Below are 23,517 nucleotides of genomic sequence, written 5' to 3' on the forward strand. Positions count from 1 at the left end.
CCTCCTTTAGGTCATCAATGCAGGCGCGCGCCTGAAAACTGTCTTCTAATCGCGGGTCGCGGCATACGGCACACCAACCCTGCGCCTCATTACAACGGGGGAGGGGCAACCCCGGGAGTCTTTTAAAGGGCGACTCCAAGCTCCACGATTTAAACCTGACTTCAGGTTCTTATCGGGCCAATAAATTGGCTAGAGCGTTGATTATACGGCACAAGTTGAATGACAATGGGGTATTGTTGAGTCCCTTGTCGTCCTTGAGCGAGGCCGCAAGAGAGATAAATCATGAAATCCGACCCAGTATCCAAGCCTAAACCCGCCCCAACCCGCCCCGCGGCTGCAGTCCATTTGCAGACGATTGGTCCGGAAGAAGCAGGCCAGCGTTTGGACAACTATTTGCTACGCTGGGCCAAAGGGGTGCCCAAAAGCCACGTTTATCGCATTATTCGTTCGGGCGAAGTTCGGGTGAATAAAAAGCGGGCTGAGCCAACCACTCGCCTGATTGAAGGTGATGTCATTCGAGTTCCGCCCGTCAGAATTGCTGAGCCTTCCCAAATGGCAGCGGTCAATACCACCCAGACCAAATCCCGTGCTCAGGGCTATTCTGACAAAATGCCGATTCTGTTTGAGGATGAAGCTCTATTAATAGTAGATAAGCCAGCTGGCTTAGCAGTTCATGGTGGATCTGGCATCGCCTTAGGTGTGATTGAGACCTTGCGCATTACCCGCCCTGAGTTGAAATTTCTAGAATTAGTGCATCGTCTCGATCGTGATACTTCCGGAGTGTTGCTCTTGGCAAAGAAACGCAGTGCTCTTGTAGAGTTGCATCGCCAAATTCGCGAAGGTCAAACGGATAAACGTTATTACTTGCTCGCTCATGGTGAAATCCAGCAGGGTGCTCAAGTGATGCAGCTCAAATATTCGCTTCATAAATATTTATTAGCAAATGGCGAGCGGCGGGTGCGAGTTGATCCCGATGGTTTACCAAGTCATACTGCTTTACGTGTCAGCAAAACGATGAAGCGTGAGGATGCTGCGATTACTTTGGCTGAGGCTCAGTTAAAAACAGGGCGTACTCATCAGATCCGCGTGCATCTGCAGAAGTTGGGTCACGCTATTTTGGGTGACGATAAGTATGGCTTTGAAGATCAAGATAAGCTCATCAAATCCAAAAGACTCTATTTGCATGCCCACCTAGCTGGTTTTACCCATCCTCGCACGGGCGAGAAGATGCGTATCGAGTCGCCTCTACCGGCAGAGTTTGCAGCGATGATGAAGAATTTTGAACAGTAATGCGAACAGAAGTAATGAGTAAAAAAGATGCTTGAAGAAAATAAGTCGGAGCGCCGATATGACCTGATTGTGTGGGATTGGGATGGAACCATCATGGATTCCACACCAACCATCGTGCACTGCATTCAGCAGGCTTGTCGTGATTTGGGTTTTAAGGAACCCGATGACACATTGGCAAGTTCAGTGATTGGTTTAGGTATTCATGACTCACTACGTCGCGCAGTTCCTTGGATCGAGCCAGTGCACTTTCCAAAATTGACCGATCGTTTTCGCTATCACTATTTAGCAAAAGATCATGAACTCGATTTATTCGCAGGGATTCGTGAGCTCTTGGAAGAATTACGAGCAGATAACTATCTACTGGGAGTTGCCACTGGTAAATCTCGTGTTGGATTAGATCGATCCCTTCAGCATCATCAGATTGGGCACCTCTTTCATGAAACACGCACAGCTGACGAGTCCTTCTCTAAGCCGCACCCAGGAATGTTGCTCGAGCTCTCTGATGTCACTCAAGTGCCCACGCGTCGGATGTTGATGGTTGGTGATACCACGCATGATTTAGATATGGCTGCTAGCGCTGGAGTAGATGCTGTAGCAGTCACCTATGGTGCTCATCCTTTGGATACTTTAAAGACCTCACAGTCGTTAGCGCAGGTAGATGATGTTGCACAACTGTCACAATGGCTCAAGCAAAATCTGTAATTTAATAGGCAACACTGAGGAATCAAGATGGAAAATAATCCAAATCCAAACTGGGAACGTCAAGCGCTTGAGCACTTGCTCTTGGAGAATCTAAAAGAGACTCGTAAAGCGCGTCGCTGGAAGGCGGTACTTCGTATTCTGACTTTGGTGGCCATCATTGGCGTCGTCCTTTCAGTATTTGATTTTCATCTGCCTGGGCGCGGCATGGGTACTGAAAAACATACTGCGATGGTGACGCTAGAAGGTGAGATCTCATCTAGTTCGCTGGCTAATGCGATGGATATCAATTCATCTCTGGTATCTGCGTTTGAGAATGAGCACAGTGCAGGCGTGGTACTGCGTATTAATAGTCCTGGCGGTTCACCTGTACAAGCAGGCATGATTAATGATGAGATTCATCGCCTACGTAAGCTATATCCAAACAAGCCCTTCTATGTAGTGGTTGAGGATATTTGTGCTTCAGGTGGCTACTATGTTGCGGTGGCTGCAGATCAAATCTTGGTAGATAAAGCCAGTTTGGTTGGCTCCATCGGCGTGATTATGGAAGGCTTTGGTTTCACAGGCTTGATGGATAAATTGGGTGTGACCCGTCGCATGATTACTTCGGGCTCTAATAAAGGCATGCTTGATCCTTTTAGTAAGGAAGATCCAAAGCAAGTGCAAATGGTCAGAACGATGATTGATGAGATTCATCAACAATTTATTGCGGTAGTGAAAGAAGGTCGTGGCGCACGTTTAAAAGACGCACCAGATCTATTCTCGGGCCGTATCTGGAATGGTGAGCAGGCAGTAAAGCTTGGTTTGGTAGATGGTTACGGTACTGTCGATTCAGTAGCGCGCGATATCTTTAAGGCGCCTGATGTGCTCGACTACACCATGAAAGAAAACTTCGCCGAGCGTGTGGCTAAACGCTTTGGTGCTGAAGCGGGTGCCGCTGCTGGTAAAGCTTTAGTAAAGGCGCCAGATCTTAAATAAAAATAGAAAACTTCAGAACTTATAAAAGCTGAATCAATCTAGGCCAATAGTAGAAATACCGTTGGCCTATTTTGTAATCCGGCGCAGGCTGCTTCATTAGGATAGCGTTTGCGCCAGTCTGCAATTGACAGTGTTGTAATCATTTCAGATTTGAGGCTGAGATCAACACCAAGGCAAAGTAATGTTTGTGGTGCTAGTGAATTGATACAAGCCATCAGCATCGCAGTATTGCGATAAGGCGTCTCAATCCAAATTTGCGTTTCTTGTAATTTTCGAGATTCAACTTCTAGCTGTTTGAGCTTGGCGCTACGCTCATGAACGTCATGAGGCAAGTAACCCTGAAAAGTAAAGCGCTGACCATTGAGACCGCTAGCCATAAGGCCCAGCAAGATAGAACTAGGTCCCACCAAGGGCTTTACTTGAGCACCCAATTTGTGGACCGCAAGCACCAGTTCAGAGCCAGGATCAGCAACGCCCGGCACTCCAGCTTCGGACATCAGGCCCATATCATTGCCCGCAATCAAGGGTTTTAATAAGTCAGCAGGTTTTACTGACTCTCCATATTTTGCATTGCGTGCAGCGCCACGCCACTCACTCATTTGCATCTCTTGAATACTGCAGGCTAGCGGTGAGATGCTATCAACCGCTTTCAAAAATGCGCGCGCAGTTTTTGCATCTTCCACAATCCAATGCTTCAGCTTGGCTGTGCAAGCAATCGTTTCACTTGGCAATACCCAAGGTAATTGCTCCGTGCGAGCATCATCACCCAAGGTATTGGGAACTAAATAGAGTGTGCCGAGCTTTGCCATGAACCGATTAACTCTTGCCTGGAATCACAAAACCTGCATCACGCAACAAGCCTGTCAAAGCGATGAGTGGCAGACCGATTAGGGCGGTAGGGTCATCGCTCTGAATCGCCTCTAGAAGGCTGATGCCTAAGCCTTCAGACTTAGCACTACCGGCGCAGTCATAAGGTTCCTCTGCCAGCAAATAACTTTCTAATATTTCATCGGAAAGTTTACGAAACCTCACCTCAGTTGGAATACTTAAGGTGGTTTGTGAATCACCTTTCATTAAGCACAGCGCTGTATGAAAGGTCACTGTTTGACCGCGCATGAGTTGGAGTTGTGCCATCGCCCGTTCAAAATTACCTGGTTTACCAATCGCTGCGCCGCAGAGATCTGCCACTTGATCAGAGCCAATGACCCAAGCATGAGGATTTTGTTTGGCAACAGCTACCGCTTTTGCCTGTGCAAGGCGCAGTGCTAAGTCGAGCGTGTTTTCACCAGTAAGGGGTGTTTCATCTACTTTGGGAGAGATCACCTCAAAGGGAATCCGCAGGCGCTCTAAAAGCTCGCGGCGATACACCGAGGTGGATGCCAAGATGAGGGGGGGGTTTTCGGGTGAATTTTTTTGGTTACTCATTGCTGCTGACTTTCGAAGATGCCTTGATTTAGACTGATGTCATGAATCGTAATCAAGTTTTACCTCAAGTCCAGTTATCTGCAGAACCTAATACTTTGAAGCGGGTGGATTTTTGTGCTCCCCAATCCTATAAAGGGGCTGGTTTTTTAAGCATCTCTGAGCTTCCCAGAGTGGCTGAGGAGGCGTCTACCGTAGTTTTGGGGGATGGCTTCCATTGGGACTTGGAGACGCATTTTGAGGATTCGCCAGGCAGCGAGCCTCGCCAAGTAATGGCTTTGGGTTTAAAAGGGCGGCTTCACCTAGTTTGCCAACGTTGTTTACAGGATTGCGCGGTGGATCTGGCGGAAAAGCGGCGTTTTCTGCTGGTTGCTACTGAAGCTGAGGCTGACGATTACCCCCTCGAAGACGAGGAGCAGGAGCCCTTGGTGATTAGTCAGCAATTTAACGTCTTGGAAACTATCGAGGATGAGGTTTTACTCTCTATCCCCTTAATTCCAAAGCACCCTGAGGGCTTCTGTGAGCCTCATGTATCGGTTTTTGGAGATGAGGATGGCGATGAGGTCGCAGATAAACCAGAAAATCCCTTTAACATATTGAAAAATATGAAGAAAAACTGAAAATAGGGTTTTCAGTTAGCCTGTTGTTTTCGGTATGCTTCATTGATAAATCAAGCATTTAGGCGCTTTTCCATGCTAGAATGTCGCCTTGCTTAGGAGTCCAATATGGCCGTTCAACAAAACAAAAAATCACCTTCCAAACGTGGCATGCACCGTGCGCACGACTTTTTGACCGCACCTGCTACGGCTGTTGAAGCCACAACTGGTGAGGCTCATTTGCGCCACCACATTTCACCTAACGGCTACTATCGTGGTCGTAAAGTTGTTAAAACTAAAAACGACTAATTTTTTAGTCTAAACAGATAGAAGCGGCTCATTTAAAGCCGCTTTTTTCTTAGAAACATTACCGCAGCAATCCATCAGTTTATGAGCGTTACTCTTGCTATCGATGCCATGGGCGGAGATCATGGAGTTGTCGTGACGGTTCCTGCCGCCTGCGATTTTCTAGAAAAACATGCTGATGCCAAGATTACCTTAGTGGGTGATCCAGAGTTGATCAAGCAAGTCTTGAGCAAATCTCCCAAAGCGCCAATGGAGCGCATTCAAATTGTTCCCGCGAGTGAAGTGGTGTTGATGGACGATCCCATCGAGGTTGCTTTGCGTCGCAAAAAAGACTCATCGATGCGAGTTGCGATTGAGCAAGTAAAAGAAGGTCTTGCTGACGCAGTCATCTCCTCTGGCAACACTGGTGCATTGATGGCAATCTCTCGCTACATTTTAAAAACCCTTGAGGGTGTTGATCGTCCAGCGATTGCCACTGCCATCCCTAATGAATTAGGGCGTGGTACGACGATGCTCGATTTAGGCGCCAACGCTGACTGTGAGCCGATGCACTTGGTGCAATTTGCACAGATGGCCAATGTCATGGTTCAGGTAGTTGATGGCAAACAAAATCCCTCCATTGGTCTCCTGAATATCGGTGAAGAGGTGATTAAGGGCAATGATGTTGTTAAGCAAACGAGTGAATTGCTGCGTCAGACGAATTTAAACTTTTACGGTAACGTAGAAGGGAATGATATTTTTAAAGGCACCACCGATATTGTGGTGTGCGATGGATTTGTAGGCAACGTAGTTCTGAAGGCTAGTGAAGGCTTGGCAAAAATGATGAGCGGCATGATTCGTGATGAATTTAACCGCTCTTTATTGACTAAGTTGATGGCCATTTGTGCCATGGTGCCACTGCTACGGGTGCGTAAGCGGGTTGATCATCGCCGCTATAACGGTGCTGTATTGTTGGGTCTTCGGGGTTGTGTGATTAAGAGCCATGGCTCTGCAGACCGTTTTGGATTTGGTTTTGCCTTAGATCGAGCATACGAAGCAGCTAAAAATCGCATGGTTGAACGTATTGCCGCAGCCTTTGTAGCGGAGACAAAAGCATGAGTATTTTTGCAAGAGTCGCTGGTACTGGAAGCTATCTTCCGGAGCAGCGTTTAACCAATCAAGATTTAGTGGAACGTTTGGCTAAATCTGGTTTAGAGACTAGCGATGAGTGGATTACCACTCGTAGCGGTATTTCTGCGCGTCACTTTGCTGCAGAAAATGAACTCACGAGCGATCTCGCAGTAAAAGCAGCGCAAGCGGCATTAAGCAGTGCTGGCATTACTTCAGCAGATTTAGACCTCATCATTTTGTCAACCTCAACCCCTGATCACTTGGGCGGCTTCCCCAGTACAGCTTGTGTAGTACAGGACAAATTGGGTGTCCACAGTAACTGCGCTGCATTTGATGTACAGGCAGTTTGCGCCGGTTTTACTTATGCCATCGCTACGGCAGATGCGTTTATTCGTTGTGGCTCCTATAAAAAAGTGTTGGTCATCGGTGCGGAAACTTTTTCACGCATTTTGGATTTTCAAGATCGCGGCACATGTGTGTTGTTTGGTGATGGTGCTGGCGCAGTAGTGCTCGAAGCTTCAAGTGAGCCTGGCATTTTGTCGACTGCTCTACATGCCGATGGCAGTCAGCGTGATATTTTGTGTGTGCCTGGGCGTGCTGGTAACGGTGCAGTGCATGGCTCACCATTTATGACTATGGATGGTCAAGCGGTATTTAAATTGGCAGTCAAAGTTCTAGAGCAAGTGGCTCATGAAGTTTTAGAAAAGGCGCATCTTAAGCCTGAGCAAATTGATTGGTTAGTTCCTCACCAAGCCAATATCCGCATCATGGAAGGTACTGCCAAAAAGATGGGCATGTCGATGGATAAAGTGATTGTGACTGTGCATGAGCACGGTAACACTTCGGCAGCCTCTATCCCATTGGCCTTGGATACTGGTGTGCGTTCCGGTCAAATTCAGCGTGGTCAACATCTCTTATTAGAAGGGGTTGGCGGTGGTTTTGCTTGGGGCGCGGTGGCCTTGAAGTATTGATGCCGTACTCATGCGCGTTAATCCGTATTCAATCTCTTTTCATTGTTTTGTAAATTAATCTCATGACATTTGCATTCGTATTCCCTGGGCAGGGTTCTCAATCGGTAGGTATGCTCAATTCCATCGCCGAGCGTCCTGAAGTGCGTGCAACCTTGCAAGAGGCTTCTGAAGCTCTGGGTGAAGATGTTGCGAAGTTGATTGCCGAAGGTCCTGCAGAGACGCTGTCATTAACTACCAATACCCAGCCTGTTATGTTGACTGCAGCGGTAGCCTTTTACCGTGCTTGGTTAGCGGCGGGAGGCTCTGCACCGAAGGTGATGGCAGGTCACAGCCTGGGCGAATACTCTGCATTAGTTGCTTCCGGCGTGATCTCATTTAAAGACGCAGTTCCCTTGGTACGTTTTCGTGCAGAAGCGATGCAATCTGCGGTCCCGGTTGGTACCGGCGGTATGGCAGCGATCCTTGGATTGGATGACGCAACAGTCATCCGTGTTTGCGCTGAAGCAAGCACTGCATCAGGTGGTGTAGTGGAGGCAGTCAATTTCAATGCACCCGGTCAAGTCGTGATTGCGGGTGCCAGCGCTGCCGTTACTAAAGCATGTGAATTACTTAAGGCTGCTGGCGCCAAGCGCGCCTTGCCACTCCCAGTGTCGGCACCATTTCATTCTTCTTTATTGCAACCAGCCTCTGAAAAGCTCAAAGGCTACTTGGCGAAAATCGAATTTAAAGTGCCAACGATTGCTGTCATTAACAACGTCGATGTCGAAATCTTGAATGACCCAGCGGCGATTAAAGACGCCTTGGTGCGTCAAGCAGCGAAACCAGTCCGTTGGCAAGAAACTATTCAAGCAATGGCCGCACAAGGAATTACTCAGGTAGTGGAATGTGGTCCAGGCAAAGTATTGGCAGGGCTTACTAAGCGAATTCATGATCAGGTGACTGGCGTGCCAGTATTTGATGAAGCTAGCTTGAACGAAGTTCTAGTAAGTTTCAAATAAAACCATCGACTCAGTAATAATCAAGCGAAAGACAAATATGAATCTCGACTTAAGCGGACAAATTGCCCTGGTGACTGGCGCCTCGCGCGGTATTGGTCAGGCGATTGCTGATGAGTTGATGAAGTGTGGTGCCAAGGTCATTGGAACTGCGACATCCAGTGACGGCGCTAAAGCAATTGATGAACGTTTAAAGCCTTCCGGTGGTGCTGGTTTGGCATTGAATGTAACTGCACCAAATGCTTGCGAAGAAATCATCGATCACATTGTGAAAGAGTATGGTGGCATCAATATTTTGGTGAACAACGCTGGCATTACTCGCGATAACTTAGCAATGCGGATGAAGTCTGAAGAGTGGGTTGATGTGATTGATACCAACTTAAGCTCAGTGTTCCGTTTATCTCAAGCTGTTTTACGTCCCATGATGAAGGCTCGTGGTGGCCGCATTATCAACATTACCTCGATCGTTGGTCACATGGGTAATGCTGGACAGGCGAACTACGCCGCAGCAAAATCCGGTGTTTCTGGCATGACTCGTGCCCTCGCTCGTGAAATCGGCAGTCGTAATATCACTGTGAACTGTGTGGCACCGGGATTTATTGATACCGATATGACGCGCGCTTTGAGCGAAGATCAGCAAAATGCCCTAAAAGTGAACATTCCTTTGGCTCGTTTGGGTAGCCCAGAAGATGTTGCCCAGGCAGTGGCATTTTTGGCCTCCCCAGCAGCTGGATACATTACTGGGAATACCCTACACGTCAATGGCGGACTCTATTTGGCCTAACGGCAAAGCAAGGATTTGGTCATTTTTGGGTGGTTTTGCTAATTAAGCCCGCCATGCTGATAAAATCCTTCCATCGTTTTTTTACAACCCTTGGGGGACTTAATGGATAACATCGAACAACGCGTTAAGAAAATCGTCGCTGAGCAATTGGGCGTCGCTGAAGGAGATATCAAGAATGAATCTTCTTTTGTGAATGACCTGGGCGCTGACTCTCTTGACACTGTTGAGCTGGTTATGGCTTTGGAAGATGAATTCGGTATCGAAATTCCTGATGAGGAAGCTGAAAAAATCACCACAGTGCAGCTCGCGATCGACTTCGCTAAATCAAAAGCTCAGGGTTAAATCCCTAGCTTAGGTATTACTGTGTCAGCATCAAATGGCCGACGCCGGGTTGTAGTTACCGGCCTTGGTCTTATTTCACCTGTTGGTAATTCAGTTGATGTAGCTTGGTCTAACTTGCTTGCCGGCAAATCAGGCATCGCCACGATCACTAAGTTTGACCACACTCCATTAAGCGTTCATTTCGCTGGAGAGGTGAAAGATTTCAATGTCGAAGAATACGTCTCTGCCAAAGAGGCGCGCCATATGGATACCTTTATCCATTACGGTATCGCCGCTGGTACGCAGGCGATTCGCGACAGCGGTCTAGAGATCAACGAGCAAAATGCCGAGCGCGTAGGCGTGATGGTGGGCTCTGGTATTGGCGGCTTGCCAATGATTGAAGAGACCGGCGCTGAGCTTTTAGCTCGTGGCCCCCGTCGTATCTCACCATTCTTTGTGCCAGGCTCAATCATTAATATGATTTCTGGACACCTCAGCATTTTGTTTGGTCTGAAAGGTCCAAACGTGGCTGCTGTTACTGCCTGTACAACTGGCTTGCACAGCATTGGCTTAGCTGCGCGTTTGATTCAGTATGGCGATGCGGATGTCATGGTTGCCGGTGGCGCTGAATCCACTATCTCTGCTTTAGGTGTTGGTGGTTTTGCATCTGCAAGAGCCCTCTCCACTCGTAATGATGATCCTGCAACTGCATCACGACCTTGGGATAAAGACCGCGATGGTTTTGTCCTTGGCGAAGGTGCTGGCGTAGTTGTGCTGGAAGAGTATGAGCATGCCAAGGCTCGTGGCGCAAAAATTTATTGTGAACTGCTTGGTTTTGGTATGAGCGGTGATGCGTATCACATGACCGCTCCCAATATGGATGGTCCACGTCGTTGCATGGTTAATGCCTTACGTGATGCCGGTTTAAATCCAGACCAAATTCAGTACTTAAATGCTCATGGTACTTCTACGCCTTTAGGTGACAAGAATGAAACCGAAGCCATCAAAGCGGCTTTGGGCGATCACGCTAAGAAGGCGCTGATCAATTCCACCAAGTCAATGACTGGTCACCTTTTGGGCGGTGCCGGTGGCTTAGAGTCAGTTTTCACCATCCTGGCCCTCCATAACCAGAAATCCCCACCCACTATCAATATCTTTAATCAAGATCCTGAGTGCGATTTGGACTACTGCGCCAATACCGCTAGGGATGTCAAGATTGATCATGCTGTTAAAAACAATTTTGGCTTTGGGGGTACTAACGGCACCTTGATTTTCGGCAAGTTGACCTAATATTCTCTTTATCTCCACTGTTGGTTTTCACCAAGTAGGTCTATAGCATTATGAAAAAGCACTTTATTGCGCTCCTGGCTATTTTGAGTCTGGGGCAGATGTCTTTTATGACACCGTCAATGGCCCAGAATCCTCGAGTTGCGATCCCTGATTTCGCCGACTTAGTTGAGCGCGCCAGCCCAGCGGTTGTCAATATTCGTACGACTGAGAAAGTCATGGTTCAGCAAGCTCAAGGTGGGATCCCCGGAATGCCAGAAGAACAAGCGGAATTCTTCCGCCGCTTTTTTGGTGTGCCGATGCCAGGAGTTCCTAACGGTCCTAAGCAGTCGCAGCCAAACTTCGGAAAGCCGCAAGAAGCAGATCGTGGCGTTGGTTCCGGTTTCATTATTGAATCCAATGGTTTGATTCTGACAAATGCGCACGTGGTTGAAGGTGCCACCACGATTTATGTCACTTTAACGGATAAGCGTGAGTTCAAGGCGAAATTATTGGGTATGGATAAACGTACCGATGTAGCGGTTGTCAAAATTGAAGCGCGTGATTTGCCAAGACTGCCTTTGGGTGATTCATCAAAGGTGCGAGTAGGCGAGTGGGTTCTTGCGATTGGCTCACCTTTCGGTTTGGAAAATACAGTAACTGCAGGCATTGTGTCTGCCAAGAGTCGTGATACGGGGGATTACTTACCCTTTATTCAAACTGACGTTGCCGTCAATCCCGGCAACTCTGGCGGCCCATTACTCAACACAGCCGGTCAAGTGATTGGTATTAACTCCCAGATCTTTAGTCGCTCTGGTGGTTATATGGGCATCTCTTTCGCCATTCCTATTGATGAAGCAATGCGAGTTGCAGATCAGTTACGAACTAACGGAAAAATGACTCGCGGTCGTATTGGTGTCGCCTTAAGTGAGATGACAAAAGACATTGCAGAGAGTTTGGGTTTAGGCAAACCTCGAGGTGCATACGTTCGCAACGTCGAGCCAAGTGGCCCAGCAGCGGCTGGCGGCATTGAAGCTGGCGACGTGATTTTAAGTTTCAATGGACGTGAGATTGCTAAATCAACCGATTTGCCTCGAGTCGTGGGTGATACAAAACCTGGTAGCTCTGTTCCAGTACAAGTTTGGCGCAAGGGTGCAGCGCGCGAATTAACAGTGACAGTGGCTGACACTGAGTCTGCAAAAGCTGTTAATAAGAAATCTGATGCGCCAACTGCAGATAGCAACAGTACAAATGTCTTTGGGGTGGCTGTAATCGATTTATCGGATACCAAAAAGAAGGATCTGAATCTGAAGGGTGGGGTAGAGGTCACTAGTCTAGGTGATGGCCCTCTAGCTAAGGCAGGGGTTCGACCAGGCGACGTCATTATTCGGGTGGCTGATATTGATATTACTGGGGTTAAGCAGTTTGAAGCCCTGGTTAAAGCCCTGGATGCCAATAAGGCTGTTCCAGTCTTTATTCGCCGTGCAGATAGCACTTTGGTGCTTCCGGTAAAGCCAAAATAAGCCGTTTTTAGGCTAAAAAATAGGGTTCGGCGTCTTACGGGCGCCACCCATTACAATCCCCCTAAGACGACTTTTTGCAGCGCATCATTGTGGTGCGTTCTGACAAGGCGTTTTCTTGAATGACTTTTTAAGACGCTATGGATTTAATCCGCAATTTTTCTATCATCGCCCATATCGATCACGGCAAATCTACGCTTGCTGATCGTATTATCCAAATTTGTGGCGGTCTCTCTGATCGAGAAATGGAAGCCCAGGTTCTCGATTCAATGGACATTGAGCGTGAGCGAGGTATCACGATCAAGGCCCAAACGGCTGCTCTAAATTACAAAGCCAAAGACGGCAAGATTTATAACCTCAACCTCATTGATACCCCAGGTCACGTTGACTTCTCATACGAGGTGAGTCGCTCTTTATCGGCTTGTGAAGGTGCTTTGCTGGTGGTAGATGCAAGTCAGGGTGTTGAGGCGCAAACAGTAGCAAACTGTTACACCGCAATTGAGTTAGGTGTTGAAGTGGTACCCGTGCTCAATAAGATTGATTTGCCACAGGCAGACCCTGAACGCGCTATTCAAGAAATTGAAGATGTGATTGGTATTGATGCAACTGATGCGGTAACTTGTTCTGCCAAGACCGGGATGGGTGTGCCTGAAGTCATTGAAGAAATGATTCGTCGCGTTCCGCCACCCAAGGGTGATGCGAGCGCACCATTGCAATGCTTGATCATTGACTCTTGGTTTGATAATTATGTTGGTGTGGTGATGTTGGTGCGTGTAGTTAATGGCACCTTAAAACCCAAAGACAAAATTACTTTAATGGCCAATGGCTCAACCCATTTAGTTGAACACGTGGGCGTCTTTAGTCCAAAGTCAGTAGATCGCCCTGAGCTGAGTGCTGGTCAAGTCGGCTTTATCATCGCTGGCATCAAAGAGCTTAAAGCTGCAAAAGTAGGTGATACGGTGACCCATGCTGTAGGCCAACAAGGTCGCACACCTGCTACCGAGCCATTACCTGGTTTCAAGGAAGTGAAGTCACAAGTATTTGCTGGCCTCTATCCAGTAGAGGCGAGTGAGTACGATCAATTGCGTGAGTCACTGGAGAAACTGAAATTAAACGATGCATCACTTCTGTATGAGCCAGAGGTTTCACAAGCTTTAGGTTTTGGATTCCGCTGCGGATTCTTGGGTTTGCTCCATATGGAAATCGTCCAAGAGCGCTTGGAGCGCCAGTACGGTATGAACTTGATTACGACTGCGCCAACCGTGGTGTATCAGGTGCAGCAATCTGACGGCACGATCTTGATGGTAGATAACCCATCTAAGATGCCCGAGACCAGCAAGGTCGATACGATCATGGAACCGATTGTGACTGTCAATCTGTATATGCCACAGGAGTATGTAGGCTCAGTGATCACTCTATGCGTTGGCAAGCGCGGGATTCAGACGGGGATGAACTACTTAGGTCGTCAAGTGCAGCTCACTTATGAGTTGCCGATGGCTGAGATTGTGCTCGACTTCTTTGATCGTCTCAAATCAATCTCACGTGGCTATGCCTCGATGGATTATGAGTTCAAAGAATATCGCCCAGCCGATGTGGTCAAAGTGGATATCTTGATTAACGGTGATCGCGTAGATGCTTTGTCAGTTATTGTGCATAGAAGTAATAGTCAGCACCGCGGTCGTGAAGTGGTCTCCAAGATGCGCGGCATTATTCCGCGGCAGATGTTTGATGTAGCCATTCAGGCGGCGATTGGTAGCAATATCGTTGCGCGTGAAAACGTCAAGGCCTTACGGAAGAATGTGTTGGCGAAGTGCTACGGTGGTGACATTTCTCGTAAGCGCAAGTTATTAGAGAAGCAAAAAGAAGGTAAGAAACGCATGAAACAAGTGGGTAACGTTGAGATTCCGCAAGAAGCTTTCTTGGCGATTTTGCAGGTGGAGGATTAATGAACTTCGCTCTGATTCTTTTCATTTTGGTAATTGTTTCTGGCATTGCTTGGATTGCTGACAGGGTCTACTTTGCACCACAAAGAAAAGCAGCCGGTATTGATCGCATGCCATTATGGCTCGAGTACACCGCAGGCTTTTTCCCAGTCATTTGTGCAGTATTTGTATTGCGCTCTTTTATTGTTGAGCCATTCAAGATCCCTTCTGGCTCCATGATTCCGACATTGCAGATCGGCGATTTCATATTGGTGAATAAATTTACGTATGGCATTCGTTTGCCGGTGATCAATCAAAAAGTTGTGGAGCTGGGCTCCCCTAAACGTGGGGATGTGGTGGTGTTCCGTTACCCTCGCGATGAGTCAGTGGACTATATCAAGCGAGTCGTTGCCTTACCGGGTGATGTGATTGCTTATGAAGATAAGCGCTTAACAATTAATGGCCAGCCTTTGCAATACAGCGGCGGCGAAGCCTATCTAGATCCCGAAAATATGCGTTACGCCAAACGTTATACAGAAGCTTTCCCAGCAGATTTAGGTGGCAATCGTCATGAGATTTTGAATGACCCTGATCGTCCTGTAGGGTCATTCCCCGCAGAACGTTTTCCGGGTGCAGAGTTTTGCCAATACCAACCATCTGGTCTGACCTGCAAGGTGCCTGCAGGGCATTACTTTGCGATGGGTGATAACCGCGATAACAGTGCTGACTCTCGTTATTGGGGTTTTGTGCCTGATAAGAACATTGTTGGCAGGGCATTTTTTGTCTGGCTTAACCTAGGTAATCTAGGTCGTATTGGTGGTTTTGAGTAGTCGATCATGAACGCGCGCGCCGTTATCGAAACCGCACCACTTCAAGAGCGTCTGGGGTATACCTTTAAAAAGCCCGAACTCTTAAATCAAGCCTTGACTCATCGTAGTCATAGCAAGAAAAATAATGAGCGCTTAGAGTTTTTGGGTGACTCCATTCTGAATTGCGTGGTTGCTGATTTACTGTATGAGCGTTATTCCGATTTAGATGAGGGTGACCTCTCACGTGTGCGTGCAAATTTAGTCAAACAGCAAGCTTTGTATGAGATTGCCCAAACACTATCTCTATCAGATTACCTTCGCTTGGGCGAGGGTGAGCTCAAGAGTGGTGGCTTTCGCCGCCCATCCATTCTGGCAGATACCTTAGAGGCAGTGACGGGCGCGATCTTTTTGGATGGCGGTTTTGAAGCGGCAAAAGCGTGTTTGCGCAAACTCTATTCAATTATTCTGACGCAGGTTGATCCCAAAACTTTAGGTAAAGATGACAAAACACTGTTGCAAGAGTGTTTGCAAAGTTACCAGTTACCTTTGCCAACTTATAACGTGACAGGCACTAGTGGCGCTGCACACAATCAGCAATTTGAGGTGGAGTGTGTCATACCAAGCCTCAAGGTCTCAGTAAAAGGTGAGGGCGCATCCCGCCGCGCTGCTGAGCAGTCAGCTGCTAAGACTGCTTTGCTGGGGGTCTTAAAAGCCTTGCCACAAGAATCTCGCAAGCCCAAGAAAACTCGGTCGGCTAAGAAAAAAGCAGCCAAGAAAGAAGCGACTGAAGAGCAGTTAAATCTTAAGCTGAAGGGCTAATCGTGTTTAGATGCGGCACTATCGCCATTGTTGGGCGTCCCAATATGGGTAAGTCAACCTTGCTCAACGCATTAGTTGGACAAAAGATCAGTATTACTTCACGTAAGGCGCAGACAACCCGTCATCGGATATTGGGTATTCAGAATCGCGAGGAAGCACAGTTCATTTTTATTGATACGCCTGGTTTCCAGACGCGTTTAATGAACACCCTTAATAAAGCATTGAATCGTACTGTTACTACCGCCTTACAAGATGTCAATGTCGCTTGCTTTGTAGTAGAGGCTGGTTACTTTGGCGAGGATGATAAAAAAGTATTAAAGCTGCTGCCAGATGATCTTCCAGTGCTGCTGGTCTTAAATAAATTGGACTTGTTCAATAGTCGCTTTCAGACTCCATCTGAGCGGGATCAAGCCTTGCTCAACTTTATGAAAGAGATGTCTAAACCTTGGTGTGAATTAGGTGGGCACGAAGATCAAAAGTGTGAGTTTGCAGAAATCGTACCCATGAGCGCAAAGAGTCCGGGAGATATTGAAAGACTGTTGGATGTGCTTGAGGGTTATTTGCCTGAGGCTGAGGCTGTATACGATGGCGACACTATTACTGATCGCAGTGAGCGCTTCTTAGCGGCAGAAATTTTGCGTGAAAAGGTTTTCCGTTTTACTGGCGAAGAGTTACCTTACACCTCTACCGTAGTAATTGATCAATTCAAGATGGATGGCAAGATGCGCCGGATTGCTGCCACCATTTTGGTAGATCGCGATAGCCATAAAGCCATGATCATTGGGCAAAAGGGTGAGCGGCTGAAGAAGATTTCTACCGATGCTCGCATTGATATGGAAAAGCTCTTTGATGGCAAAGTCTTTTTGGAGACTTGGGTCAAAGTGAAGCGTGGTTGGGCAGATGATCGCGCTGAATTGCGGGCACAGGGTCTGGAATAAGCTCCTATGGCCTCGATTCGTGTTGCTGACGAGCCTGCTTTTGTATTGCACAGCATTCCCTATAAAGAGACTAGCTTAATTCTGGATGTATTCACGCGGCAACATGGCCGCATGGCACTGATTGCTAAAGGTGCTAAACGTCCTCATTCAACATTACGTCCTGTGTTGCAACGCTTTCAGCCATTACTGGTTTCTTGGAGTGGTAAGTCTGAATTGCGCACGCTTACCAAGTCTGAGTGGGTGGGGGGCATGCCTTCTTTAGTTGGCGATGCACTCCTCTGCGGTTTTTACCTCAATGAACTACTCGTGAAGTTTTTAGCTCGTGAAGATGAATACGAAAAGCTTTACGATCGCTATGCTGAAACCATCAATGCTCTATCGAATCTTGAGTTTGAGTCGAAGGGCTTAGAAGAAATTCTGCGTCCTTTTGAGTTATCGCTGCTTCAAGAGACGGGCTACGCGGCTGCCTTAGATCGTTGCGTTGAAACCAATCAAATACCTGATGCCCAAACCCACTATGTTTACCAGCCAGAGCGAGGTGTGCGTCCTACCCAAGGTGACGATCCAGGCCACTGGCCAGTATTGAAGGGTCAATCTTTATTGGCAATTGCTGCTGGGGACTTTTCTGCTCCAGAGACGCTCTCTGAAAGTAAGCAGCTCATGCGTTTCCTTTTGGGCTTGCACTTGCAAGATCAAGTCTTGACGACCCGTCAAATTTTGATTGATTTGAAGAAAATCTAGTAATCTATTGACATGACTTCTCCGCACGCCTTAGAACTGGGCATCAATATTGACCACGTTGCCACCTTACGCAATGCGCGTGGCACGGTATATCCAGATCCCCTCAAGGCGGCGCAATTAGCCGAGGAGGCTGGCGCGGATTTAATCACTTTGCATTTGCGAGAGGATCGCCGCCATATTAAAGATGCTGATTTATTAGCAATACGCCCGCTTATTAAAACTCGGATGAACCTAGAGTGTGCAGTGACCCCTGAAATGCTCGATATTGCTTGTAAGGTAAAGCCACACGATGTTTGTTTGGTGCCCGAGAAGCGTGAGGAGGTCACTACTGAAGGTGGCTTAGATGTATTAGGGAAATTTGATGCAGTGAAGGCTGCTACCAAGCAGTTACAAGACGCTGGTATTCGGGTTTCTCTATTTATCGATCCTGAAGAAAAGCAAATACAGGCAGCAAAAGACGTTGGTGCTACTGTAGTGGAGTTGCACACAGGGCGTTATGCAGATTTATCTGGTTCTGAACAAGCAGTAGAATTAGAGCGCATTCGAAAGGCGGCGCAGTTCGGCAAGAGCATTGGACTCAGAGTCAATGCTGGCCATGGCTTGCATGAAGGTAATGTGATGCCCATAGCCGCTATTGCAGAATTATCCGAACTCAATATTGGCCATGCCATTGTGGCTGAGGCTTTATTTAAAGGTTGGCAAAATGCTATTGAGGATATGAAAGCCTTGATGGTGAGAGGTCGACATCAAGACCGTATCAAACCTCTCTGACTAGTAAGCATTTGATGATCATCGGCATTGGTACCGACATTCTGCAGATTGGGCGCTTACAAGCTGCTTACGATCGTACTAATGGCCGCTTGGCAGAAAAGATTTTGGGTCCAGATGAGATGGCGGTCTTCAAACATCGCCTTGCCAGAAATCACAAACGCGGCATTGCATTTTTGGCCACCCGCTTTGCTGCTAAAGAGGCGTTCTCAAAAGCAATTGGTTTGGGAATGAGAATGCCAATGACTTGGCGCTCTCTCCAAACTTTAAATGAAGCTAGTGGGAAGCCAGTAACTAGTTATCTCGGGGCTTTGGCTCAATTTATGCAAGAGAAAAATTGGGAAGCTCACGTGACTGTGAGTGATGAGCAAGACATGGCAATTGCCCATGTCATCGTTACTCAGAAATAACTGAAGAATTGAATTAAAGATAAAACTGAGAAATTCTTAAGAGGAATACATGAGTAAAGCCACCATGAACCCCGGCCCAATTACCTTAGATGTGGTGGGCCAGGTCTTAAATGCGGAAGATCGCCGCAGGATCTTGCATCCTCTGACGGGTGGTGTGATTTTGTTTGGTAGGAACTTTGCTAATCGTCAGCAACTGACTAAATTGACTGCTGATATTAAGAAATTACGCCCTGATGTCTTGATCTCGATTGACCATGAGGGTGGACGAGTACAGCGTTGCAAGACGGATGGTTTTACGCATCTTCCCGCAATGCGTAAGTTAGGCGAGCTTTGGGGTGCGAAAAGTAAATCAAACCATGCCGCTGATTCTGCTGCGCTCGCCATGGCTGCCGCAACTGCCTGTGGATATGTATTGGCTGCAGAGCTTCGTGCGTGTGGTGTGGACTTTAGTTTTACCCCTGTCCTCGATTTGGATTTTGAACGCAGTGGTGTGATCGGTGATCGTTCATTCAGTCGTGATCCGCAAATCGTGTTTGCATTAGCTAAGAGTTTGAATGAAGGTTTACGGCTTGGCGGCATGGCCAACTGTGGCAAACACTTCCCAGGTCATGGTTGGGCAGAGGCAGACTCTCATGTGGCTATTCCAGTGGACGAGCGCTCACTTCAAGAAATTCTCAACGATGATGCTAAGCCTTATGAGTGGCTGGACTTGAGTTTGGCAGCGGTGATGCCAGCCCATGTGATTTATTCGCAGGTAGATCAAAATCCTGCGGGCTTCTCAAAGATTTGGCTACATTCTATTCTTCGGCAAGAACTAGGATTTCAGGGGGTAATCTTTAGTGATGACCTTTCGATGGAGGGGGCGAGCGTTGCTGGATCAGTGGTGAAGGGAGCCGAAATGGCGTTAGACGCCGGTTGTGATGCCGTCTTAATTTGTAAACGCCCGGACTTAGCTGATCAGTTACTGAGCAAGCTAAAGGTTTCAAAGCAAAAACAAGCGGAGTCCGCTACCCGTTTGAATCGCTTGATGCCAGACTCGCTAGCCCTATCGTGGGATGTGTTACAAAAAGAAGCAGAGTATCAACATGCTAAGGGCTTGCTTAAGCAGTTCAAATTGATTGATTAAGCCAAGTAATAGTTAAGTAAAAAGCCCGGCATGCCGGGCTTTTGTTTGAGCGTTTGCTACGCAGTTTTTGCTTAGTTAGCGCGGCTACGGTATTCACCAGTACGAGTATCGATCTCGATCTTATCCCCAGTGTTGCAGAACAATGGAACTTGCAATTCATAGCCAGTAGCCAGTTTTGCGTTCTTCAATACTTTGCCGGAGCTGGTATCACCTTTCACTGCAGGTTCTGTGTAAATGATTTCACGAACGAGCGAGTTAGGCATTGCTACTGAGAGTGCTTTACCTTCGTAGAAAACTACTTCACAGGGCATGCTTTCTTCAAGATAGTTCAATGCATCACCCATGAATTCAGCTTCAACTTCATACTGGTTATAGTCGCCATCCATGAAGACATACATTGGATCTGCAAAATAAGAATATGTGCAATCTTTTTTCTCGAGGATAACAACATCGAATTTGTCATCGGCTTTATAAACGCCTTCATTTGGCGCACCGGTTAACAAGTTCTTAAATTTCATTTTTACAACTGAAGAGTTGCGGCCAGAGCGGCTGTATTCGGCCTTTAAAACGACCATGGCATCGGCGCCAATCATAACGACGTTACCAACGCGGAGTTCTTGTGCTGTTTTCATCTTGCTATTCCTGGGTGCAGAGTAATTATTCTGCGGTTTTTATCAAAAACAAGATTGTAACCGCCCGCAAGCCTTTATTGCTTGGTCTTAGGCTACGAACCTTAATAGACGGGCTGCTAAGCCTCCATCCCCTTGGTTTTTGAGTAATTGGGTGCGCCATGCTTGAGAATGGGTATTCCAAGTATCGAGCATATGGAACCATTCGCTCGGCATTGCCCAAGTCATGGCTGCAATGGTTGCAAGACGTAATTCTTGATTAGCCATTTCAAGGTAGAGATCTAAAAAGGCGGCTAATTTGACTTCATGGGCGCGATCCTCTTGCGGGTATATGTGCCAGATAAATGGTTTGCCTGCTAATTGCGCGCGCACGAAAGAATCCTCACCACGAACGATATTGAAATCACATTGCGATAGTACCCAGTCAAATTCATCTTGCGATACAAAAGGCATGGAGATTAATTGTAGATTGGCAGGCAGTTGAATGGGCTGCTCTCCATAAAGATTTAGGAACTCAGCATGACCATGCGTTAGTAAGACATCGATATTCTCACCTAGCGAGCCAAGATCTTCTAGCCACTTGCGCAAAGGCGCTCCTGGGTAGCAAAAGATGCTAATGCGTTTTGTATCACTTCGCAGCTTAGACCACGCCCCCTTTAAGTCATACGGAATTTTGTTGGCAACAGACGTGCCTTCTGGTGGCACAGGGTCAACCAATATTCCGCCGACTTCATCCTGAAATCCCGGGAAGAAAAAATACTTAGGTATGCCATGGGATTGTGGCGATGCTTTTGCATGAAAGTCCGTAATCCAGGGTTCAGCGCTGAGATATTCGAGATTGATGATGATGGGCTTGATGGGGGCAATAAACACACCAGTAAGGTAACGCTCAGGTAATTCACAGCCAAAGGCTTCGATGATGACATCGGGAGTTTGTACAGGATGCCTTGCATTACTAAAGCTTGCTTCCCAAGGTTGAAGATCTATTTTTTGCTTAATTACAGGATCTACGCCAGAAGCGAGTAAATTGAGGGTTGGTAGGTCATCGCAAAAAATGCGTATCTCTTGGCCATGAAGGCTTGATAAGCTTCGGGCTAGACGCCAGCAAACACCGGCATCACCATAGTTGTCTACGATTTGGCAGAAAATATCCCAACGCATGAGTAATTCGCTTTTTGAAACCCTTCAGCAGGATGTTAAACGGCTACCCGGATTGCCGGGGGTATATCGCTTCTTTGATGAGGCGGGGAACATCTTATATGTCGGCAAAGCTCGCAATCTTAAGAAGCGTGTATCTAGTTATTTTCAAAGCAAACAGCTGTCACCGCGAATAGCGCTGATGGTGGGGAAAATCGCGCGCTATGAAACAACAGTAACACGGACAGAAACTGAAGCCCTCATTTTAGAGAACAATCTCATCAAAGAGTTGGCTCCGCCATTCAATATCTTGTTTCGGGATGATAAGTCCTACCCATATGTGATGTTAACGGGGCATCAATTCCCACGCTTGGCTTCTTATCGTGGCAAGGTGGATAAACGCAATCATTACTTTGGCCCTTTTCCCAATAGCTGGGCAGTGCGTAATAGCGTGCAAATTTTGCAGAAAGTCTTTCGCTTGAGGACTTGTGAAGATTCCGTTTTTAAGAATCGTAGCCGCCCCTGCCTCTTGCATCAGATTCATCGCTGTAGTGCTCCCTGTGTGGGTCGCCTTAGTGTCGAGCAATATGGTCAAGACGTGGCGCAAGCAACACGATTTTTAGAGGGCGATCATAGTCGGGTACTTGCGGAGCTTGAAAAAGAAATGCATACGCATAGCGACGCCATGGAATTCGAAATGGCTGCAGTACTACGTGATCGGATTGCAGATCTTTCTAGCGTGCTGCAACAACAGGCAATGGATACCGTTGCCGAAGGTGAGGGCGATGTTGACATCATTGCTGTCACACAAATGGAAGGTATGATTTGTGTGAATCTCGCCATGGTGCGTGGTGGGCGTCATCTGGGCGATAGACCTTATTTCCCTAAAGGTTTGCGCACTGCTTTTGGAGAACTTCCGCCCCCTGCAGAAATATTAGAAGCCTTTATTGCTCAGCATTATTTAGAGGATGTCGCTAGCGAGAGTGCGGCCAGCGCAACAGTCAATTTAATTCCACCTGTTTTGGTCTTGAATCACCCTCTGCAATCCTTAAGCGACGATGTCAGCCAATCTAATGAAGCACCTCCCGAAGATCTGCACGATTTATTCAATGCACAAGCCGGTAAAAAAATTACCTTCTTACATCAACCCCAAGGTCAACGTCGTCATTGGTTAGCGATGGCCGAAGGTAACGCCAAGATCGCTTTAACGAAGCGCTTAGTTGAAACCGGTGGACAGTTAGCTAGAGCAAGGGCTTTGGTTGATATTTTAGGTTTGGATCTCGAGGGTCTAGAGCATTTGCGAATTGAATGTTTTGACATCAGCCATACCTCAGGTGAAGCAACTCAAGCTTCGTGCGTGGTGTATGCGAAGAATGCCATGCAATCAGGCGAGTATCGACGTTTCAATATTAATGACATTACACCGGGTGATGACTATGCAGCGATGCGTCAAGTTTTGCAAAGGCGTTATGCCAACTTCCAAGAACTTCCTCCAGAAAAAATGCCTCAGGTCATTTTGATTGATGGTGGTAAAGGGCAAGTAGAGATGGCAAGGCAGGTGCTTTCAGAATTCGGTATGGATGTGGGCTTGATTGTGGGTGTTGCCAAAGGAGAGGGTCGCAAAGTTGGCTTAGAAACACTGATTTTTGCAGATGACCGCGAATCCTTAGAGCTCGGTATTGATAGTGCGGCACTTTTGCTAGTTGCACAGATTCGAGATGAGGCGCATCGTTTTGCCATTACCGGCATGCGCGCTAAGCGAGCTAAGGCAAGAACAGTTTCTCGTTTGGAGGAGATTGAAGGTATTGGTGCTAAGCGACGCCAAAAGCTGTTGGCTCGTTTTGGCGGTCTCAAGGGCGTGGCCAATGCCAGCATAGAAGAAATTGCTAGCGTAGAAGGGGTGTCACTCACCTTGGCAGAGCAAATTTACCGCCAATTACACTAGCGGTTGCCCGCCATA

At 47.4% G+C, this 23,517-nt stretch carries 25 protein-coding genes; 21 read left to right on the forward strand and 4 right to left on the reverse strand.

What is annotated here, in order from left to right; translation table 11 throughout:
* Positions 1–282: 282 nt before the first annotated feature.
* From C2756_RS02105 to sppA, 3 genes are read left to right on the forward strand one after another with little or no spacing between them, the layout of a single operon-like run.
* Positions 283–1,290, forward strand: coding sequence for an RluA family pseudouridine synthase (locus C2756_RS02105; RefSeq protein ID WP_215319732.1), 1,008 nt, complete (start codon positions 283–285; stop codon positions 1,288–1,290).
* Positions 1,291–1,317: 27 nt separating this feature from the next.
* On the forward strand, positions 1,318–1,992 hold the full coding sequence (locus C2756_RS02110; RefSeq protein ID WP_215319733.1) for an HAD-IA family hydrolase: 675 nt from the start codon (positions 1,318–1,320) through the stop codon (positions 1,990–1,992).
* A gap of 27 nt (positions 1,993–2,019) precedes the next feature.
* Entirely contained in the window at positions 2,020–2,967 is a 948-nt protein-coding gene (gene sppA, locus C2756_RS02115) for a signal peptide peptidase SppA (protein ID WP_215296411.1), read from the forward strand.
* A 38-nt stretch (positions 2,968–3,005) separates the two neighbouring features.
* Here the strand turns inward: sppA and C2756_RS02120 are convergent, their stop codons facing one another.
* Together C2756_RS02120 and C2756_RS02125 are read right to left on the reverse strand one after the other, a co-directional pair.
* Positions 3,006–3,776 (reverse strand): SAM-dependent methyltransferase, encoded by a 771-nt coding sequence (locus C2756_RS02120; protein ID WP_215319734.1) that lies wholly within the window; start codon positions 3,774–3,776, stop codon positions 3,006–3,008.
* 7 nt (positions 3,777–3,783) lie between these two features.
* A complete protein-coding gene (locus tag C2756_RS02125) occupies positions 3,784–4,392 on the reverse strand; it encodes a Maf family nucleotide pyrophosphatase (RefSeq protein ID WP_215319735.1) in 609 nt (202 codons plus the stop codon).
* A gap of 41 nt (positions 4,393–4,433) precedes the next feature.
* On the opposite strand from C2756_RS02125, the gene C2756_RS02130 reads away from it, so the two are divergent.
* From C2756_RS02130 to nagZ, 17 genes are all read left to right on the forward strand, one after another.
* On the forward strand, positions 4,434–5,009 hold the full coding sequence (locus C2756_RS02130) for a DUF177 domain-containing protein (RefSeq protein ID WP_215319736.1): 576 nt from the start codon (positions 4,434–4,436) through the stop codon (positions 5,007–5,009).
* Positions 5,010–5,114: 105 nt separating this feature from the next.
* Positions 5,115–5,294, forward strand: a complete 180-nt coding sequence (gene rpmF, locus C2756_RS02135; RefSeq protein WP_011902241.1) for a 50S ribosomal protein L32 — start codon at positions 5,115–5,117, stop codon at positions 5,292–5,294.
* Positions 5,295–5,375: 81 nt separating this feature from the next.
* Positions 5,376–6,389: a phosphate acyltransferase PlsX gene (plsX, locus tag C2756_RS02140; RefSeq protein WP_215319737.1), complete on the forward strand. Its 1,014-nt coding sequence runs from the start codon at positions 5,376–5,378 to the stop codon at positions 6,387–6,389.
* The gene (locus C2756_RS02145) at positions 6,386–7,372 is read left to right on the forward strand and encodes a beta-ketoacyl-ACP synthase III (RefSeq protein WP_215319738.1); all 987 of its coding nucleotides are present in this window, start codon (positions 6,386–6,388) and stop codon (positions 7,370–7,372) included. Before plsX ends, C2756_RS02145 begins: the two co-directional genes overlap by 4 nt.
* A 62-nt stretch (positions 7,373–7,434) precedes the next feature.
* Positions 7,435–8,370 carry an ACP S-malonyltransferase gene (fabD, locus tag C2756_RS02150; protein ID WP_215319739.1) on the forward strand — a complete coding sequence of 312 codons (936 nt, stop codon included), beginning with the start codon at positions 7,435–7,437 and terminating at the stop codon, positions 8,368–8,370.
* A gap of 37 nt (positions 8,371–8,407) precedes the next feature.
* Positions 8,408–9,151: a 3-oxoacyl-ACP reductase FabG gene (fabG, locus tag C2756_RS02155; protein WP_215319740.1), complete on the forward strand. Its 744-nt coding sequence runs from the start codon at positions 8,408–8,410 to the stop codon at positions 9,149–9,151.
* 102 nt (positions 9,152–9,253) lie between these two features.
* Positions 9,254–9,493 (forward strand): acyl carrier protein, encoded by a 240-nt coding sequence (acpP, locus tag C2756_RS02160; protein WP_028819177.1) that lies wholly within the window; start codon positions 9,254–9,256, stop codon positions 9,491–9,493.
* Positions 9,494–9,514: 21 nt separating this feature from the next.
* On the forward strand, positions 9,515–10,762 hold the full coding sequence (gene fabF / locus C2756_RS02165; protein WP_215319741.1) for a beta-ketoacyl-ACP synthase II: 1,248 nt from the start codon (positions 9,515–9,517) through the stop codon (positions 10,760–10,762).
* Positions 10,763–10,812: 50 nt separating this feature from the next.
* On the forward strand, positions 10,813–12,261 hold the full coding sequence (locus C2756_RS02170; protein WP_215319742.1) for a DegQ family serine endoprotease: 1,449 nt from the start codon (positions 10,813–10,815) through the stop codon (positions 12,259–12,261).
* A gap of 137 nt (positions 12,262–12,398) precedes the next feature.
* Positions 12,399–14,204, forward strand: coding sequence for a translation elongation factor 4 (gene lepA, locus C2756_RS02175; protein ID WP_215319743.1), 1,806 nt, complete (start codon positions 12,399–12,401; stop codon positions 14,202–14,204).
* On the forward strand, positions 14,204–15,010 hold the full coding sequence (lepB, locus tag C2756_RS02180; RefSeq protein WP_215319744.1) for a signal peptidase I: 807 nt from the start codon (positions 14,204–14,206) through the stop codon (positions 15,008–15,010). The genes lepA and lepB overlap by 1 nt, the downstream gene beginning before the upstream one ends.
* 6 nt (positions 15,011–15,016) lie before the next feature.
* Positions 15,017–15,808 carry a ribonuclease III gene (gene rnc / locus C2756_RS02185; RefSeq protein ID WP_215296423.1) on the forward strand — a complete coding sequence of 264 codons (792 nt, stop codon included), beginning with the start codon at positions 15,017–15,019 and terminating at the stop codon, positions 15,806–15,808.
* A 44-nt stretch (positions 15,809–15,852) separates the two neighbouring features.
* A complete protein-coding gene (era, locus tag C2756_RS02190) occupies positions 15,853–16,746 on the forward strand; it encodes a GTPase Era (protein ID WP_251372131.1) in 894 nt (297 codons plus the stop codon).
* Between the two features lie 6 nt (positions 16,747–16,752).
* Positions 16,753–17,487, forward strand: coding sequence for a DNA repair protein RecO (gene recO, locus C2756_RS02195; protein ID WP_215296425.1), 735 nt, complete (start codon positions 16,753–16,755; stop codon positions 17,485–17,487).
* Between the two features lie 12 nt (positions 17,488–17,499).
* The gene (gene pdxJ / locus C2756_RS02200) at positions 17,500–18,258 is read left to right on the forward strand and encodes a pyridoxine 5'-phosphate synthase (protein WP_215296426.1); all 759 of its coding nucleotides are present in this window, start codon (positions 17,500–17,502) and stop codon (positions 18,256–18,258) included.
* Between the two features lie 14 nt (positions 18,259–18,272).
* Positions 18,273–18,665: a holo-ACP synthase gene (acpS, locus tag C2756_RS02205; protein WP_215296427.1), complete on the forward strand. Its 393-nt coding sequence runs from the start codon at positions 18,273–18,275 to the stop codon at positions 18,663–18,665.
* Positions 18,666–18,714: 49 nt separating this feature from the next.
* Positions 18,715–19,791, forward strand: a complete 1,077-nt coding sequence (nagZ, locus tag C2756_RS02210; protein WP_215319746.1) for a beta-N-acetylhexosaminidase — start codon at positions 18,715–18,717, stop codon at positions 19,789–19,791.
* Positions 19,792–19,862: 71 nt separating this feature from the next.
* Here the strand turns inward: nagZ and efp are convergent, their stop codons facing one another.
* Complete coding sequence (gene efp / locus C2756_RS02215) at positions 19,863–20,423, reverse strand: elongation factor P (RefSeq protein WP_215319747.1); 561 nt, start codon at positions 20,421–20,423, stop codon at positions 19,863–19,865.
* Between the two features lie 87 nt (positions 20,424–20,510).
* Positions 20,511–21,581 carry an elongation factor P maturation arginine rhamnosyltransferase EarP gene (gene earP, locus C2756_RS02220; protein ID WP_215319748.1) on the reverse strand — a complete coding sequence of 357 codons (1,071 nt, stop codon included), beginning with the start codon at positions 21,579–21,581 and terminating at the stop codon, positions 20,511–20,513.
* On the opposite strand from earP, the gene uvrC reads away from it, so the two are divergent.
* The gene (gene uvrC, locus C2756_RS02225) at positions 21,580–23,502 is read left to right on the forward strand and encodes an excinuclease ABC subunit UvrC (RefSeq protein ID WP_215319749.1); all 1,923 of its coding nucleotides are present in this window, start codon (positions 21,580–21,582) and stop codon (positions 23,500–23,502) included. The two genes, earP and uvrC, sit on opposite strands and share 2 nt — an antisense overlap.
* Positions 23,503–23,517 lie beyond the last annotated feature (15 nt).

The sequence above is a fragment of the Polynucleobacter sp. UB-Siik-W21 genome, from assembly GCF_018687415.1.
In the GTDB taxonomy this organism is placed as follows: domain Bacteria; phylum Pseudomonadota; class Gammaproteobacteria; order Burkholderiales; family Burkholderiaceae; genus Polynucleobacter.